This is a genomic window from Pseudonocardia sp. Ae331_Ps2 (genome assembly GCF_001932405.1).
In the GTDB taxonomy this organism is placed as follows: Bacteria; Actinomycetota; Actinomycetes; order Mycobacteriales; family Pseudonocardiaceae; genus Pseudonocardia.
Genome location: NZ_MCIM01000001.1, coordinates 1577741 through 1593270 on the forward strand (window position 1 = coordinate 1577741; position 15530 = coordinate 1593270).

Consider the following 15530-nt stretch of genomic DNA (forward strand, 5'->3'; position numbering starts at 1 on the left):
GACTAGCGGGCGACGATCGTGCGGGACTTCAGCAGTCCGGCGAGGGCACGCAGGTAGGCGTCGTGCTGGGCCTCGGGGACGTCGGCGGCCACGACGGCCGACCGGGCGTCCGGCTGGTTCTCCAGGTCGCGCACGACCGAGACCAGCTGGGGCGTCTTGAGGAAGGACAGCTTGCGGGTCACGAAGTCGTACACCAGGGCGCCGAAGGGCTCCGGACGCAGCGAGACGCTCTCGCTGAGCCGGTACGGTGCCGCGGGGTCGAAAGCCCCCGCGGCACCGTCCGGAACCGTGGTGTCGAGGGGCTTAGTAGACACCGCACATGCCGTCGATGGAGACCTCCTCGACGAGGGTCTCCTCGGTCAGGGCGTCCTCGTTCTGGTGCTCACTCATGCGCAACCTCCGCTGGATCCGACTCTCGGCGAGAGAGGTGGTGAACCGCCCCGCCGGCCGGCGGTGGCAGCGGATCGGACGCTATTGGCACCCGGTGCCGGAAATCAATACTCGACATCCACGCCCGTCCGTTCGGACGGGCGGGCAGGCTGTCTCCCATGACGGTCGGGACGGTCCTGCTGCACCTCTGCACCCCGGGTGAGTGGCGGAGGTGGCTCGACACCGGAGCCGTGGCTCCCCCCTCCCTCGACGAGGTCGGGTTCGTGCACCTGTCGACGCCCGACCAGGTCGCCCTGCCCGCGCAGCGCCTGTTCGCCGGCCGGTCGGACCTGGTCCTGCTCGTCCTCGACCCGGCCCGGATCGACGGCGCCGGGATCGACGTCCGGTGGGAGCCGGGCGTGCCGACCGACCCGGCGTCGATGCGGTTCCCGCACGCCTACGGGGCGGTGCCGGCGTCGGCGGTGCTGATGGTGCTGCCCTACCGACCCGGCCCGGACGGCTTCGCCGCCCCGGAGGTCCCCGAACCCGGCGCAGCGGCGCGGGCGATGGGGTTCGAGCCGTCGATGCTGCGCCGCGGCGCGAGCGCGGAGGAGCCCGTGACCGGCGGCGTCGCGGTCCGGACCGACGCCTGGCCGGTGTCGCGGATGCACAACCGGCTGCTGCTCGACCGTCCTGACCGGACCGATCCGGCCACCGTGCTCGCCGAGGCCGACCGGGCGCTCACCGCGCACGGCCTGCACCCGAACGCGCTGCTGTGGGGACCGGGCGCGGACGAGCTGGCCGACGGCCTGCGCGCCGCCGGGTGGTCGGTCGCGGCGAACGAGGCCATGACCGCCCCCACCACGACCGGCGCGACCCCGGACACGGCGACGGTCACCGAGCTGGACCACCACGAGCTCCGCGGGTTCCGGCGCGCCTCCTGGGCCCGGGACCTGCCCGGCACCGGACCCGAGGACCTCGGCCAGCTGGTCGACCGCGACACCGGCGACGACCGGGTGCTGGCCCTGCACCGCCTCGCCGTCGTCGTCGACGACCGGGTGGTGGCGGCCGCGACGCTGCGCCGCGACGGTGCGACGGCCTGGCTCGACGCCCTGGAGACCGACCGGGCCCACCGCGGCCGGGGGCACGGCCGGGCGCTGCTGGCCCGCTCCCGCGAGCTCGCCGCCGAGCACGGCTGCGACCTGCTCGCACTGGGCGCCGGCGTCGACGACTGGCCACGGGACTGGTACCGGCGCAGCGGGTTCACGCCGGTCGGCACCCACCTCGAGGCCGCCGGCCCGCGCCGGTGATCTCTCCGGGTCGGGCACGCCCTGTCCTGAGCCCGCCCGGCACCCGCGGAGGTCCCTCCCCGCCGCCTCGGCCGTGACCGCACCGGGCACCCTGTGGTCGTGCAGTTGAGCCGTCGATCGTTCCTGCGGGCCGCCGGTGCGACCGCGGCGCTGGCGGGGATTCCGGCGCTGGCCGCGTGCGGGGCCCCGGCCGACACCACCGCCCCTCGGCTGGTGGCCGCGTTCGCCGGTGACGGCCCGCTCGGCGTCCCGGACCCGCACGTGGTGTGGCGGCCGGTGGACCGGGCGCGGGCGGCGGCCGTCGCGGACACGCTGCTGGTCTGGGACCAGGACATGACCCCACGGCCGCACCTGGCCGCGTCGGCGGCGCCGGACCGGACGGGGACGAGATGGCGGATCCGGCTGCGCGACGCCCCCGCCCACGACGGGCGCCCGCTGACCTCGGCCGACGTGCTGGCGTCGCTGCGCCGGATCACCGATCCCGCCACCGGGGCGACGGCGGCACCGTTGCTGGCCGGGCTCGACCTCGCCGCCAGCCGGGCGGTCTCGGCGTCGGAGGTGGAGCTGGTGCTCGGCGCCCCGGACTTCCTGTTCGGCCTCGTCCTGGGCTCGCCGGGCACCGGCATCGTGCGCGACGGCCGCGGCACCCCGCCGGTGGGCACCGGAGCGTTCCGCTGGCTGCCCGGGTCCCCGGACGCGCTCTACCGGCACGACGGCCACTGGCTGGGCGCGGCGCGCTCGCCCGCCGTGGAGTTCGTGGTGGACGACGACGAGGAGAACCGCTACCAGTCCCTCGTGGACGGTCACGTGCACTGGGCGCACGACCTGTTCCCGCACAGCGCGCGCCGGCTGCTCGGGCGGGTCGGCACGACGGTGGTGTCCGCGCCGGGCTCGGCGACCCGCTTCCTCGACGTCGGCCCGGCCGGGTCGGCCCCCGGCACCGGTACGGCGGGCGGCACGACCGCCGGGGCGTCCGGCGACGTGCTCGGCGATCCCCGGCTGGCCGAGGCGGTCCGGCTCGGCATCGACCGGACCGAGCTCGTCCGCGAGGTGCTGCTCGACCTCGCCGAGCCGGGCGACGACCTGTTCGGCCCGGGCCTGGCGTATCACCCGGCCGGGTTCGCGCCGGTGGAGCGCGACGTCGCCCGCGCGCGGGAGCTCGTCGCGGCGGCGGGCGCGGACCGGCTGGAGGTGCCGCTGCTGTTCGACCCGTTCGACCCGATGTCGCGCCCGGCCGCCGACACCGTCGTGGAACAGCTCGCCGAGATCGGGCTGACCTGCACGCCGCGCGAGCCGGACCCGCCCGACGCCGTCCCGACCCCGGGCATCCGGTTCCGCCGGGCCGCGGCGACCCCGCTCCCGCTGTACCTGCGCGCGACCGCGGGCCCGGACCCCGCCGACGACGCCCCGCCCGCCGCGACCGCGGGCGACGACGGCGCGCCGGCCGCACCGGCCGCGGCGGGACGGGCCGACGTGCGTGCCCTGCTCGCCACCGCGCGCGGGGTGCCCGACGAGGCGCGCCGGGTCGAGGCCCTGCGACGCGCCCAGCTCCTGCTGCGCGACCGCTCGACCGTCTGGTCCTCGGGCGACGAGCACGTCGGCGTCTCCGCCGACCTGACCGGCGTCGAGCCCGCCCGGCCCGACACCGCCACCTGGGCCCGGTTCCACCGGCTGCGGATGGGGTGACCCGCTGCGGGCGGGGCTCGGAACCGCTCCCGGCCGCAGGACGGGCGTGCGCAGCCGGGCCAGGGGCCCGGCCGCGCACGCCCCGCCGGGCCTCAGGCGCCGGCGTGCTCGCGCAGCAGCGCCGCCGTCTCGCGGGTGACCTCGGCGTGCAGCCGACAGTGCTCGTGGTGGTCGGCGTGGGCGCCGCAGGCCGCGGCGGACGCCTCGCAGGCCAGCGCGGCGGCCGAGGCGGCGGCCTCGCCGACGGCCTTGTCCCCGGTGCGGCGGCCGAGCACGGCCGCGGCGGCGGTGCAGAGGTCGGCGGCGTCGAGCGCCAGCAGGACCTCGGTCTCCATCCCGCCGGAGGCGACCATCGCCGAGGCGCAGGCGGTGCTCGCGCGGGCGGCGTCGTGCAGCTTCTCGACGACGACGGCCGGGGTGGTGACGCCGGCGGCGTCCAGGACGTGGTGGCTCACGGGATCTCCCTGTCGATGGTGGAACGGTCGGCGGCGGAGTACCCCACGGCGGGCCCTGCCTACCCGCCGCGCCTCGTCGACCACGACCGTCCGCCGGGCCGGTGCCGCCGGACACCCGTCGTCGCCGTGATCACCTGAACAGTTCGTCAGGTGTCACGTAGGGTCGGGGCGTGTCCGCCCTCCCCGCCGTCACCGCCTGCCGGGGGTGCTGCTGCGGCTCCGGCCGCAAGCACCCCGGCCTCGACCGCGACCACCACGACCGGCTGCTCGACCGGCTGACCGACGGCCTGGCCGGGCACGCCCGGCTGCGCACCAGCGAGTGCCTGGGCCCGTGCGCGGACTCCGACGTCCTGGTGGTCGCCCCGGCGCCCGGGGCCCGCCGGGCGGGCGCCCGCCCGGTCTGGCTCCGTGCGGTCCTGGACGCCGCGACCACGGACGCGGTCGCGGCCTGGGTGCGCGCCGGCGGGCCGGGCCTCGCCGCCGTCCCGCCCGCACTCGCGGGGCACGTGTTCGCCCCCGGCCCCCGGGCGACGGCCGAGGGACGGGCGGCGGGCTGACCCCGGACCGCCGGTCACCGAGGGGGGTCGCATCCGCACCGATGGGGGGATGGAGTAGCTCTGCCCACAAGATGTAGTGTCCGGATTACTGGTGGTTCACCGGCCCGCCCGGGCCGGTGAGGCAAGAGGGAACCCGGTGGGAATCCGGGACTGCCCCGCAGCGGTGAACGGGAACGACCGCCGTCAACAGCACTGGGAGTGATCCCGGGAAGCGACGGCCAGTAGGTGTGAGCAGTGCGCCCGTGAGTCCGAAGACCTGCCACCGGTGCGCGTACCGACCGGTGCGCGCTGCTCCGGGGCCTCGTGGGACGGCGCCAGGGTGCGGTGGGCCGCCGACGGCACGGGACCCGCCGCCTCCTCGCACCGCGCCCGCCCCCGGAGGCGACGGCGACTCGCGAGGAGAGAGCCCGTGACGGCTTCCACCGCTGCACCGGCAACAGCACCCCCGGCCCTGCGCGTCATCCGGCGCGACGGCTCCGAGACCGGGTTCGACGCCACGAAGATCTCGGTGGCGACGACCAAGGCGTTCCTGGCGGTCGAGGGGGACTCGGGCGCGACGTCGTCGCGGCTGCACCACCTCGTGGCCGGGCTGACCGACCAGGTCGTCGCGGCGCTGACCCGGCACCCGGCGCACGCCGTGCACGTCGAGCAGATCCAGGACCAGGTCGAGCTCGCCCTGATGCGCGGCGGCCACCACAAGGTCGCCCGTTCCTACGTGCTCTACCGCGAGCAGCAGGCACGGGCCCGGGAACGCGACGGCGGGGACAGCGTGTCGGACGCACCGGTCGTGCACGTCACCGGGCCCGACGGCAGCCGGACCCCACTGGACCGTGACCGGGTCGCCGCGGTGCTCGGCGAGGCGTGCGACGGCATCGACGACGTCGCGCCGGAGCCGGTGCTCGCCGAGCTGGACCGCACCGTCTACGACGGCATCACCGCCGACGAGCTGGCCCAGGCCCTGGTCCTGGCCGCCCGCACCCTGGTGGAGCGCGAGCCCGCCTACTCCCTGGTGGCGTCCCGACTGCTGCTGGACCGGCTCCGCGCCGAGGCCGTCTCGCACCTGGCGGGCACCCGGGAGACCCCGGACCACGCGACGATGACCGAGCGGTACGCGTCCTACACGAAGGACTACCTGCGCCACGCCATCGCGATCGGCCTGGTCGACCCCGAGCTCGCGACCTTCGACCTGGACCGGGTCACCGCCGCCCTCCGCCCGGACCGTGACCTGCAGATCGGCTTCCTCGGCCTGCAGACCCTCTACGACCGCTACTTCCTGCACGAGCGCGGCGTGCGCTTCGAGCTGCCGCAGGCGTTCTTCCTGCGGGTCGCGATGGGGCTGGCGGTGCGCGAGATCGACCGCGAGGCCCGGGCGATCGAGTTCTACGAGGTCCTGTCCAGCTTCGACTTCATGGCCTCGACCCCGACGCTGTTCAACTCCGGCACCACCCGGCCGCAGCTGTCGTCGTGCTTCCTCACCACCGTCGACGACGACCTGGAGTCGATCTTCGGCGGGTACCGGAACAACGCGCTGCTGGCCAAGTACTCCGGTGGGCTCGGCAACGACTGGACCCCGGTCCGCGGCCTCGGCGCGCACATCCGCGGCACCAACGGCGTCTCCCAGGGGGTGGTGCCGTTCCTCAAGATCGCCGGGGACACGGCCGTCGCGGTGAACCAGGGCGGCAAGCGCAAGGGCGCGGCGTGCGCCTACCTGGAGACCTGGCACGTCGACATCGAGGAGTTCCTCGACCTGCGCAAGAACACCGGCGACGACCGCCGCCGGACCCACGACATGAACACCGCGAACTGGGTGCCCGACGAGTTCCTGCGCCGCGTGCAGGCCGACGCCGAGTGGACACTGTTCTCCCCGGACGAGGTGCCCGACCTGCACGACCTCTACGGCACCGCGTTCGCCCAGCGGTACCGCGAGTACGAGGCGGCCGCGGCGCGCGGCGAGATCCGGGTGCACCGCACGGTGCGCGCGGTCGAGCTGTGGCGGCGGATGCTGACCATGCTGTTCGAGACCGGGCACCCGTGGATCACGTTCAAGGACCCGTGCAACCTGCGCAGCCCGCAGCAGCACGCGGGGGTGGTGCACTCGTCGAACCTGTGCACCGAGATCACCCTGAACACCCGCGCCGGCGACGAGGGCGAGGTCGCGGTCTGCAACCTCGGCTCGGTGAACCTCGCCGCGCACGTCACGCGCGACGGGCTCGACGCGGACAAGCTCCGTCGCACGGTGACGACCGCGGTGCGGATGCTCGACAACGTCGTGGACATCAACTTCTACACGATCCCCGAGGCCCGCCGGTCCAACCTGCGCCACCGCCCGGTCGGCCTGGGCATGATGGGCTTCTCCGACGCGCTGTTCGTCCAGCGCATCGCCCCCGCGAGCGACGCGGCCGTCGAGTTCGCCGACACCTCGGCCGAGCTCCTGAGCTTCCACGCGATCACCGCGTCGTCGGACCTGGCGGTCGAGCGCGGCCGCTACGCCAGCTTCGACGGGTCGCTGTGGAGCCGCGGGATCCTGCCGCTGGACTCGCTCGACCTGCTGGCCGCGGCCCGCGGCGACGGCGAGCTCGAGATCGACCGGTCGTCCACGCTGGACTGGGACACACTGCGGGAGAAGGTCCGCACCCAGGGGATGCGCAACTCCAACGTGCTCGCGATCGCCCCGACGGCGACGATCTCGAACATCTGCGGGGTCGGGCAGTCGATCGAGCCGATCCACCTCAACCTGTACGTGAAGTCCAACATGTCCGGCGACTTCACCGTGATCAACCCGCACCTGGTCCGCGACCTCAAGGAGCGCGGGCTGTGGGACGAGGTGATGGTCGCCGACCTGAAGTACTTCGACGGGTCGCTGGCCGAGATCGACCGGGTCCCCGCCGACCTGAAGGAGCTCTACGCGACCGCGTTCGAGATCGAGCCGAGCCGGCTCGTGGCCGCGGCGTCGCGCCGGCAGAAGTGGCTCGACCAGGCCCAGTCGTTGAACCTCTACCTGGCCTCCCCCAGCGGCCGTGCCCTGGACGAGCTCTACCGCCTGGCCTGGCGTTCGGGCCTCAAGACCACCTACTACCTGCGCACCCGCGCGGCGACGGCCGTCGAGAAGTCCACCCTCACCGGCACCGACGGCCGACTGACCGGCGTGCCCAGCACCCCCGCGGCCGCCCCGGCCCCGGCGGCCCCGGCGCCGTCGCCCGCGGCGACCGTGCCCGCGGTCCCCGTCACCGCCCCCGATCTCGACCCGGGCGCCGCCTGCTCGGTCGACGACCCCGACTGCGAGGCCTGCCAGTGAGCACCCCGACCACCGACCGCCACACGGGCGCCGACACCAGCGGGCTCGGCGAGATCGCCCGCGGCGCCGCCCCGATCGACGCCGACGACAAGCGCATGATCAACGCGCGGGCCGACGTCAACCAGCTCCTGCCGCTCAAGTACACCTGGGCCTGGGAGAAGTACCTGGCCGGCTGCGCCAACCACTGGATGCCGACCGAGGTCGCCATGCAGGCCGACATCGCGCTGTGGCGCTCCCCCGGCGGCCTCACCGACGACGAGCGCCTGATGCTCACCCGCAACCTCGGCTTCTTCGCCACCGCCGAGTCGCTGGTCGCGAACAACATCGTGCTCGCCGTCTACCGCCACCTCACCAACCCCGAGTGCCGGCAGTACCTGCTGCGGCAGTCGTTCGAGGAGGCGGTGCACACCCACACGTTCCAGTACGTGTGCGAGTCCCTCGGGCTCGACGAGGGCGAGCTGTTCAACGCCTACCGGACCGTCCCGTCGATCACCGAGAAGGACGCCTGGGCGCTGCGCTACACCCAGGCGCTGTCCGACCCGGACTTCCGCACCGGCACCCCGGAGAACGACCGCGCGTTCCTGCGCGACCTGGTCGCCTTCTACGTGGTGTTCGAGGGCATGTGGTTCTACACCGGGTTCGCCCAGATCCTCGCGCTCGGCCGGCGCAACAAGATGGTGGGCATCGCCGAGCAGTACCAGTACATCCTGCGCGACGAGTCGATCCACCTGAACTTCGGCATCGACTGCATCAACCAGATCAAGATCGAGAACCCGCACCTGTGGACCGCGGGGTTCGTCGCGGAGATCCGGACGATGCTGCGGGAGGCGTGCGAGCTGGAGGTCGCCTACGCCCGCGACACCATGCCCCGCGGGATGCTCGGGCTCACCGCCGAGTCCTGCGAGCGGTACCTGCGGTTCATCACCGACCGGCGCGCCGAGCAGATCGGGCTCGCCCCGCTGTTCGGAGAACCGGAGAACCCGTTCCCGTGGATGAGCGAGGCGATGGACCTGCGCAAGGAGAAGAACTTCTTCGAGACGCGGGTGACCGAGTACCGCACCGGGGGCTCGCTGGACTGGGACTGACGGCGGAGCGGACGGGCCGGCCGACGTCGGTCCGTCCGCTCATGCGTTCAGGCCGACCTACCCGAAAGGTGAGGGATCTTCCGGGCACCGCCGCAGCAGCGTCGCCAATCACCGGCAGCAGCCATGACACCGCGGCTGCGGTGGGCGCACGGTGGCCGCGATCGCGCCGCCCGCTCCGGGCGGCCCCGACGCCGGGAGTCCGTCGATGTCCGCCCCCCAGCCCGTCCCCACCGGGGCCCCCTCCCCCGCCCGCCGGTGGCGTGCCGCCCTCGACCGCCACGACCGCCGGTCGCTCGCCGGCATGTTCGGGTTCATCGCGCTGCTGCACGTCCTGGGGTTCGGCGTGCTCGTCGTCCTCGTCGCGCCGGCGCACTACGACCTCGGCTCCTCCGGGGTGTTCGGCATCGGGATCGGTGTGCTCGCCTACACCCTCGGCCTGCGGCACGCCTTCGACGCCGACCACATCGCCGCGATCGACAACACCACCCGCAAGCTGCTCGCCGACGGCGGCCGCCGACCGCTGTCGGTCGGGTTCTGGTTCTCCCTCGGCCACTCGACGGTGGTGTTCGCCCTGACCTTCCTGCTCGGGCTCGGGGTCCGGGCACTCGCCGGGCAGGTCGGCGACGACGACTCCACCCTGCACGCCGTCACCGGGATCATCGGGTCGTCGGTGTCCGGGGTGTTCCTGTGGATCATCGGGCTGCTCAACCTGGTCGTGCTGGTCGGGATCGTCGGGGTGTTCCGGCGGATGCGGCGCGGCGAGTACAGCGAGGCCGAGCTGGAGGAGCACCTCGCCAAGCGGGGCCTGATGAACCGCTTCCTCGGTGGGCTGGCCCGGTCGGTGCGCAAGCCATGGCACATCTACCCGATCGGCTTCCTGTTCGGACTCGGCTTCGACACCGCGACCGAGGTGACGCTGCTCGTGCTGGCCGGCGGTGCCGCCGCGTTCGCCCTGCCGTTCTACGCGATCCTCGTGCTGCCGGTGCTGTTCGCGGCCGGGATGAGCCTGCTCGACACCGTCGACGGCGTCTTCATGAACGTCGCCTACGGCTGGGCCTTCGCCCGGCCGGTGCGCAAGGTCTACTACAACATCACCATCACGGCGCTGTCCGTCGCCGTCGCGCTGGTCATCGGCACCATCGAGCTCGTGAGCGTGCTGGTGCAGGAGACCGGAACCACCTCCGCGCCGCTGGTCGCGGTCGCCGGCATCCCGCTCGACGACGCCGGCTACGGCATCGTCGGCCTCTTCGTCGTCGCCTGGCTGGTGGCGCTCGCGGTCTGGCGGTTCGGCCGGGTCGAGCAGCGGTGGGCCGCCGCGCCCACGGAGGGCCCGACGGAGGCCGTCAGGAGGTGACGGGCATCTGCTCGGCCACGTCCGCCATGTCCTGCTCGGTCGGCGCGTCGTCCTGGGTCAGGTCGCGCCGCCAGTACCCGGTGAACGCGACCCGGGCCTTGTCGAGCCCGCGCTCGCCGACCAGGTGGCGGCGGACCGCCCGCACCGCGGACGCCTCCCCGGCGACCCAGGCGAACACCGGCTCCGCCGGGGTCGCCGGGAGCTCCACCGCGCGCACCGCGTCGAGCAGGGTTCCCGCGCCGCGGTGCACCCAGTGCACGTCGGCGCCGGGGAGCTCCTGCTCCTCCTCCGGTCCGGCGACCTCGACGACCGCGACCGCCCGGGTCCCGGCCGGGAGCTGCTCCACGATCGCCCCGATCGCGGGCAGCGCGGTCTCGTCGCCGACCAGCAGCCGCACCGGCTCGCCGTCCGGGCTGCGGTACCCCGCGACGGCCGGGCCCAGCACCCCGACCGGGTCGCCGATGGCGGCCCGCGCCGCCCAGCGGCTCGCCGGGCCGGCGTGCCCGCCCCCCGGCTCCCCCTCCCCGTGCAGCACGAAGTCGACGACCATCCGGCCGGCGTCGGGGTCCAGGGCGCGCACGGTGTAGGAACGCATCCACGGCCGTCGCTGTTCGGGCACGGCCAGGTAGCGGGCGTACCAGCCGGCGACACTGCCGTCGTCGGGGGCCGGCGGGATCTCGGGGACGCCGCCGTCGCGGGCGAAGAACAGCTTCACCTGCTGGTCGGGGGCGATCTGCTCGACGCCGACAAGGTCGTCGGAGTCGAGGGTGATCCGGCGCATCCGCGGGGTCAGCGGCTCGATGCCGCTCACCCGGGCGATCGCGCAGGACGGCAGTGGTGCGGTCATGAGGGCTCCCCGGTTCCGACGAGCCGCCAGCCGCGGGCGCGGCGGCGGGAGTTCCAGAAGGCGGCGTACCGGCCCTGCTGGGCCCGCAGCTCGGCGTGCGTGCCGACCTCGGCGACCCGGCCGTCGTCGAGCACGACGATCCGGTCCGCGCCGACCACCGTGGGCAGCCGGTGGGCGATCACCAGGACGGTGCTGCGCTGCGCCAGGACCCGCATCGACTCCGTGAAGAACCGCTCGTTCTCCGGGTCGAGCGCGGCGGTGGCCTCGTCGAGCAGCACGATGTCGGCGTTCTTGAGCAGCGCGCGGGCGACCGACACCCGCTGGCGCTCCCCGCCCGACAGCGACGTGCCGCCCTCCCCGACCCGGGTGTCCCAGCCGTCGGGGAGCCGCTCGACGATCTCGGTCACCCCGGCCAGCCGGGCGGCCTCGGCGACCTCGGCGTCGGTGGCGGCCGGGCGGCCGAGACGGACGTTGGCCTCCAGCGTCCCGTCGAACAGGTAGACGTCCTGGAAGACCAGCGCCAGCTGGGCCATCAGGTCCTCGGTGGTCTGGTCCCGGACGTCGGCACCGCCCACCCGCACGGTGCCGGTGTCGACGTCCCAGAAGCGCGCGACCAGCCGGGTCACCGTGGTCTTGCCCGACCCGGACGCGCCGACCAGCGCGACCGTCTCGCGCGGCGCGATCCGCAGCGTGACGTCGCGCAGCACCGGCGTCGACGGCTCGTAGCCGAACCCGACCCCGTCGAGCTCGACGGCCCCGGGATCGTGCCGCTCCGCCGACCAGTGCGGCTCGGGCAGCGGCTCCTCGCCCAGCACCGCCACCAGCCGGCCCAGGTCGTTGCGGGCGATCCGGACGACGCCGGCGTAGTCGCCGACCTCGGCCAGCGGGCCGGTGAACCGGGCGGCCAGCGCGAGCAGCGCCACCATCCGGAGGGCGTCGAGCGTGCCGCCGAGCACCAGGTACACGCCGGTCAGCAGGATCGCGCTGAACGTCAGCTGCACCGCGAACCCCCCGGTCACGATGCCCGCCGTCGCCAGCCACATCGAGCGCCGCCCCGCGCGGTACTGGGCGTCGATCGCGTCCTCCAACGGCCGGTGCCCGGCGGCACCGCGGCCGAACGCCCGCAGCACCCGCTGGGTCCGGGCGAACTCCACGACCCGGTTGCCCGCGGCCACCGCGGCGGCGTCGTCGAGCGCGTCGCCGCGCCCCACCCAGGACGCCGACGCCCGGAACGCCAGCCAGAGCACCGGCACGCACACCAGGGCGGCCAGCGCGAGCCGCACGTCGAACAGCAGCATCGCCAGCACGATCGTCGCCGGCGTCACCACCGCGACGACCAGCGGTGTCAGCAGGTGCGCGAACAGCCCCGCGATCATCGTGGTGCCGCCGGTGGCGATCCGCGACAGCCGGCCGACCCGCTCCGAGGAGAACCAGCCCAGCGGCAGCGCGGACACGTGGTCCCCGAGCCGTTCGTGCAGCGTCGTCAGCACGACCAGGGCGACGCCGAAGCCCGCCATCGCCTGCACGTAGTAGAGGACGCAGGCGGCCACGACGGCCACCGCCAGCACCCCCACCCAGGTCAGGGCGGCACCGGTGTCCCCGGCGAACAGCGCCTCCAGGAACGGCACGAGCAGGACCGTCGCGACGCCCTGGAGGACACCGAACGCGCTCACCCACCCCAGGTAGGCGTAGAGCCTGCGCCGGTGTTCCGGCCCCAGGATCAGCAACAGGTCGCCGATCACGACAGCTCCTCCCCCACCCGGTGGGCGGTCCACATCGCGGCGTAGCGGCCGCCGCGGGCCAGCAGCTCGGTGTGCGTGCCGGTCTCGCGCACGACCCCGCCGTCGACGACGGCGATCCGGTCGGCCCCGGTGACCGTCGAGAGCCGGTGCGCGACGACGATCACCGTCCGCCCGCGGGCCAGCTCCGACAGCGCGTCCTGGATGTCGGCCTCGGACTCCGGGTCGGCGAACGCGGTCGCCTCGTCGAGGACCAGGACCGGGGTGTCGGCGAGCAGGGCCCTGGCGATCGACACGCGCTGTGCCTCGCCACCGGAGAGCAGCGCGTCCTCGCCGACGACGGAGTCGTAGCCGTGGGGCAGCGCCAGGACCCGCTCGTGGATCCGGGCGGCCCGGCAGGCGGCGTGCAGCTCCTCGTCGGGGGCGTCGGGTCGGCCCAGCCGCACGTTGTCCGCGATGCTCCCGTGCACGAGCTGCACGTCCTGCAGGACGAAGCCGACGTGGCGGTAGAGCACCTCGGGCGCGATCTCCCGGACGTCGACGCCGCCGATCCGGACCGCGCCGCCGGTGACGTCGTGGAACCGGGCGACCAGGGTGGCCAGCGTCGACTTGCCCGCCCCGGACGGCCCGACCAGTGCGGTCACCGTCCCCTCCGGACAGTCCAGGTCGATCCCGCGCAGCACCTCGCCGCCGCCGGGGTAGGCGAACCGCACCCCGTCGAACTCGACCCGGTGCCCGGACGACACCCGCGGCGCGTCGGGGACCGGCAGCACCGGGGTGTCGAGCAGCTCGTGGATGCGGCGCGCGGCCGCGGCGGCGGTGCGCCGGTTCGACGCCCCGAAGCCGAGCGCGGTGATCGTGGTCGGGACGACGAGCGACACCAGGATCCCGGTCATCGCCTCGACCGGGGTGACCCAGCCGGCGTCGACGAACCACAGCACGCCCGCGCAGGACACGAGCAGCACCACCGGGGCGGAGAGCGCCATCGCGGCGAACGCCTCGACCCGCAGCATCGGCCCGACCCACTCGGCGTAGAAGCGGCCGAAGTCGCGGGCGGCCTCGGCGTAGCCGCGGTGCGCGCGCCGGGCCTGGCCGAAGGTCTTGACGACCGCGATGCCGGACACGAACTCGACGACCGCGCTGCTGATCCGGGCGTTCCCGGCGGCCATCTGGTCGACCTTCGCGGCGTAGCCGCGCATCATCCAGGCGTAGGCGGCCGCGTAGAACGGCACCGTGACCAGCGCGAGCAGTGCGAGACGCCAGTCCAGCCAGGCGAGGTAGCCGACCCCGGCGAGCGGCAGGACCCAGGCCGCGACCCACTCGACGGGATGGTGGGCGACGACCTGGTGCAGGTCGTGCACGTCGTCCTGGGCCGCCTTGCGCACCAGTCCCGAGGAGCGCTCGGAGAACCAGCCCAGCGGCACCCGCCCCAGGTGGGCGGTCATCCGGCGGCGCAGCACCGCCTGCAGCCGGACGTCGGCGACGTGGGTGATCGCGAGCGCCAGCCCGGTCAGCCCGGCCCGGGCGCCGAGCCCGGCGAGGACCAGCCACACCGCGGCCTCGACGGCGGACCGGTCCACCGGGCCGGGTGCGAGCAGCGCGTCGGCGAGCCCGGCCAGAGCCACGAAAGGGACGAGCCCGGCTGCGGCGCCGAGTGCGCCGAGCACCTGCGCGACCCGGATCCGGCCGGCGACGGGTCGCAACAGCTCGGTCAGCGCGGCGGCCTCGGCCCGCTGCCGCGACGGCGGGGCGTCGGGTTCGGCCGCCGGCGCGGCGACCTGGTCGGTTGTTGCCGTCACGACGTCTCCAGCAGCGGTCGCAGGGTCTCGATCAGGGCGGGGGTGGACGCCGGGTTCGGCGTCAGCAGCAGTGCGGAGTCGGCGACGGACAGCAGGTGCAGGCGGCCCTCGCGGACCAGCGGGCCGCGCGCCACCAGCGGTCGGGTGGTGAACTCCCGGCCCTCGCCGTCGGTGGGCACGCCGATCAGCACGACGTCGGCGTCGTCGAGCAGGCCGAGCTGCTCGTCGGGGAGCTGCACGATGCCGGCCTGCCACGGCGGCAGCGCGGCCACCGCCGGTGGGACGGTGAGGCCGATCCGCTCGAAGAACCGGACCGACGGGCCGTCCGGGGCGGTCACCAGATAGGTGGTCCCGGCCGCGTACTGGCCGAAGACGTAGCGCCGGTCCGGTCCCAGCTCCGCTCGGAACCGGGCGAGGGCGGCGTCGGACCGGGCGATCAGCGCCTCGGCGGCGTCGGCACGGCCGAGTGCGGCACCGATCATCCGCGTGAGGTCCTCGCCGGCGTCCTGCAGCAGCGCGTGACGGTACGACACCGTCGGGGCGATCGTCGCCAGCCGCGGATAGGCCGCCGCGTAGCCCGGCTGCGCGGTCGTCATCAGGATGAGGTCCGGCCGCAGCGCCGCGACGGCCTCGATGTCGGGCGCGAGGGGATCGAGTGTCGACACCCCGGCCGGCAGCGGCGGGTCGACCCCGCGCCAGGACCCGTCCGGCGCGGCGGGGTTGCGCACCGCCCCGACGACCGGGGCACCCAGCGCGCTCGCGATCTGCGCGTCGCCCGCCCCCAGGACGACGACCCGCTGCGGGGGCGCGGGCACCACGGCCTCCCCCTGCCCGTGCGGGACCGTCACCGGGAACGCCGCACCCGCGGGCCCGGCCGGGTCACTCGTTCCGGTGACCCCGGGCGCGCACCCGGACAGCGCGACCAACCCGGCCAGGACCAGCACCGACCATGGGATCCGCACGCCACCTCCTCTATGATGATTAGGCGAACCTTAGCTATCTCTGAATCGCGTTCGCAATCCCCTCCGACGTAC

Annotated in this window: 13 protein-coding genes and 1 riboswitch; of the genes, 6 read left to right on the forward strand and 7 right to left on the reverse strand. The window is 74.7% G+C overall.

Features of this window, described 5'->3' with window-relative positions:
- Positions 1-2 precede the first annotated feature (2 nt).
- A complete protein-coding gene (gene mftB, locus Ae331Ps2_RS07455) occupies positions 3-314 on the reverse strand; it encodes a mycofactocin biosynthesis chaperone MftB (protein WP_043280690.1) in 312 nt (103 codons plus the stop codon).
- Positions 304-390, reverse strand: coding sequence for a mycofactocin precursor MftA (gene mftA / locus Ae331Ps2_RS07460; RefSeq protein ID WP_060710386.1), 87 nt, complete (start codon positions 388-390; stop codon positions 304-306). The genes mftB and mftA overlap by 11 nt, the downstream gene beginning before the upstream one ends.
- Before the next feature lie 158 nt (positions 391-548).
- On the opposite strand from mftA, the gene Ae331Ps2_RS07465 reads away from it, so the two are divergent.
- Entirely contained in the window at positions 549-1679 is a 1131-nt protein-coding gene (locus tag Ae331Ps2_RS07465; protein ID WP_075309884.1) for a GNAT family N-acetyltransferase, read from the forward strand.
- Positions 1680-1778: 99 nt separating this feature from the next.
- Positions 1779-3365, forward strand: coding sequence for an ABC transporter substrate-binding protein (locus Ae331Ps2_RS07470; RefSeq protein ID WP_158071540.1), 1587 nt, complete (start codon positions 1779-1781; stop codon positions 3363-3365).
- Between the two features lie 92 nt (positions 3366-3457).
- On the opposite strand, the gene Ae331Ps2_RS07475 is transcribed toward Ae331Ps2_RS07470, so the two are convergent.
- Positions 3458-3820, reverse strand: coding sequence for a hypothetical protein (locus Ae331Ps2_RS07475; RefSeq protein WP_075309882.1), 363 nt, complete (start codon positions 3818-3820; stop codon positions 3458-3460).
- A 170-nt stretch (positions 3821-3990) separates the two neighbouring features.
- On the opposite strand from Ae331Ps2_RS07475, the gene Ae331Ps2_RS07480 reads away from it, so the two are divergent.
- From Ae331Ps2_RS07480 to Ae331Ps2_RS07495, 4 genes are all read left to right on the forward strand, one after another.
- A complete protein-coding gene (locus Ae331Ps2_RS07480; protein WP_075309881.1) occupies positions 3991-4377 on the forward strand; it encodes a hypothetical protein in 387 nt (128 codons plus the stop codon).
- A 75-nt stretch (positions 4378-4452) separates the two neighbouring features.
- A riboswitch (cobalamin riboswitch) is annotated at positions 4453-4656 on the forward strand.
- Positions 4657-4786: 130 nt separating this feature from the next.
- Complete coding sequence (locus Ae331Ps2_RS07485) at positions 4787-7672, forward strand: ribonucleoside-diphosphate reductase subunit alpha (protein ID WP_075309880.1); 2886 nt, start codon at positions 4787-4789, stop codon at positions 7670-7672.
- Positions 7669-8757: a ribonucleotide-diphosphate reductase subunit beta gene (locus Ae331Ps2_RS07490; RefSeq protein ID WP_020624607.1), complete on the forward strand. Its 1089-nt coding sequence runs from the start codon at positions 7669-7671 to the stop codon at positions 8755-8757. The genes Ae331Ps2_RS07485 and Ae331Ps2_RS07490 overlap by 4 nt, the downstream gene beginning before the upstream one ends.
- Positions 8758-8962: 205 nt before the next feature.
- A complete protein-coding gene (locus Ae331Ps2_RS07495; protein WP_075312727.1) occupies positions 8963-10111 on the forward strand; it encodes a HoxN/HupN/NixA family nickel/cobalt transporter in 1149 nt (382 codons plus the stop codon).
- Here the strand turns inward: Ae331Ps2_RS07495 and Ae331Ps2_RS07500 are convergent.
- Genes Ae331Ps2_RS07500 through Ae331Ps2_RS07515 form a run of 4 tightly spaced genes read right to left on the reverse strand, consistent with a single transcriptional unit; the run spans position 10101 to position 15458 of the window.
- Complete coding sequence (locus Ae331Ps2_RS07500; protein WP_075309879.1) at positions 10101-10958, reverse strand: siderophore-interacting protein; 858 nt, start codon at positions 10956-10958, stop codon at positions 10101-10103. The genes Ae331Ps2_RS07495 and Ae331Ps2_RS07500 overlap by 11 nt on opposite strands.
- Positions 10955-12700 (reverse strand): ABC transporter ATP-binding protein, encoded by a 1746-nt coding sequence (locus Ae331Ps2_RS07505; RefSeq protein ID WP_075309878.1) that lies wholly within the window; start codon positions 12698-12700, stop codon positions 10955-10957. Before Ae331Ps2_RS07505 ends, Ae331Ps2_RS07500 begins: the two co-directional genes overlap by 4 nt.
- The gene (locus Ae331Ps2_RS07510; RefSeq protein ID WP_075309877.1) at positions 12697-14496 is read right to left on the reverse strand and encodes an ABC transporter ATP-binding protein; all 1800 of its coding nucleotides are present in this window, start codon (positions 14494-14496) and stop codon (positions 12697-12699) included. The genes Ae331Ps2_RS07505 and Ae331Ps2_RS07510 overlap by 4 nt, the downstream gene beginning before the upstream one ends.
- Positions 14493-15458: an ABC transporter substrate-binding protein gene (locus tag Ae331Ps2_RS07515; protein ID WP_075309876.1), complete on the reverse strand. Its 966-nt coding sequence runs from the start codon at positions 15456-15458 to the stop codon at positions 14493-14495. Before Ae331Ps2_RS07515 ends, Ae331Ps2_RS07510 begins: the two co-directional genes overlap by 4 nt.
- Positions 15459-15530 lie beyond the last annotated feature (72 nt).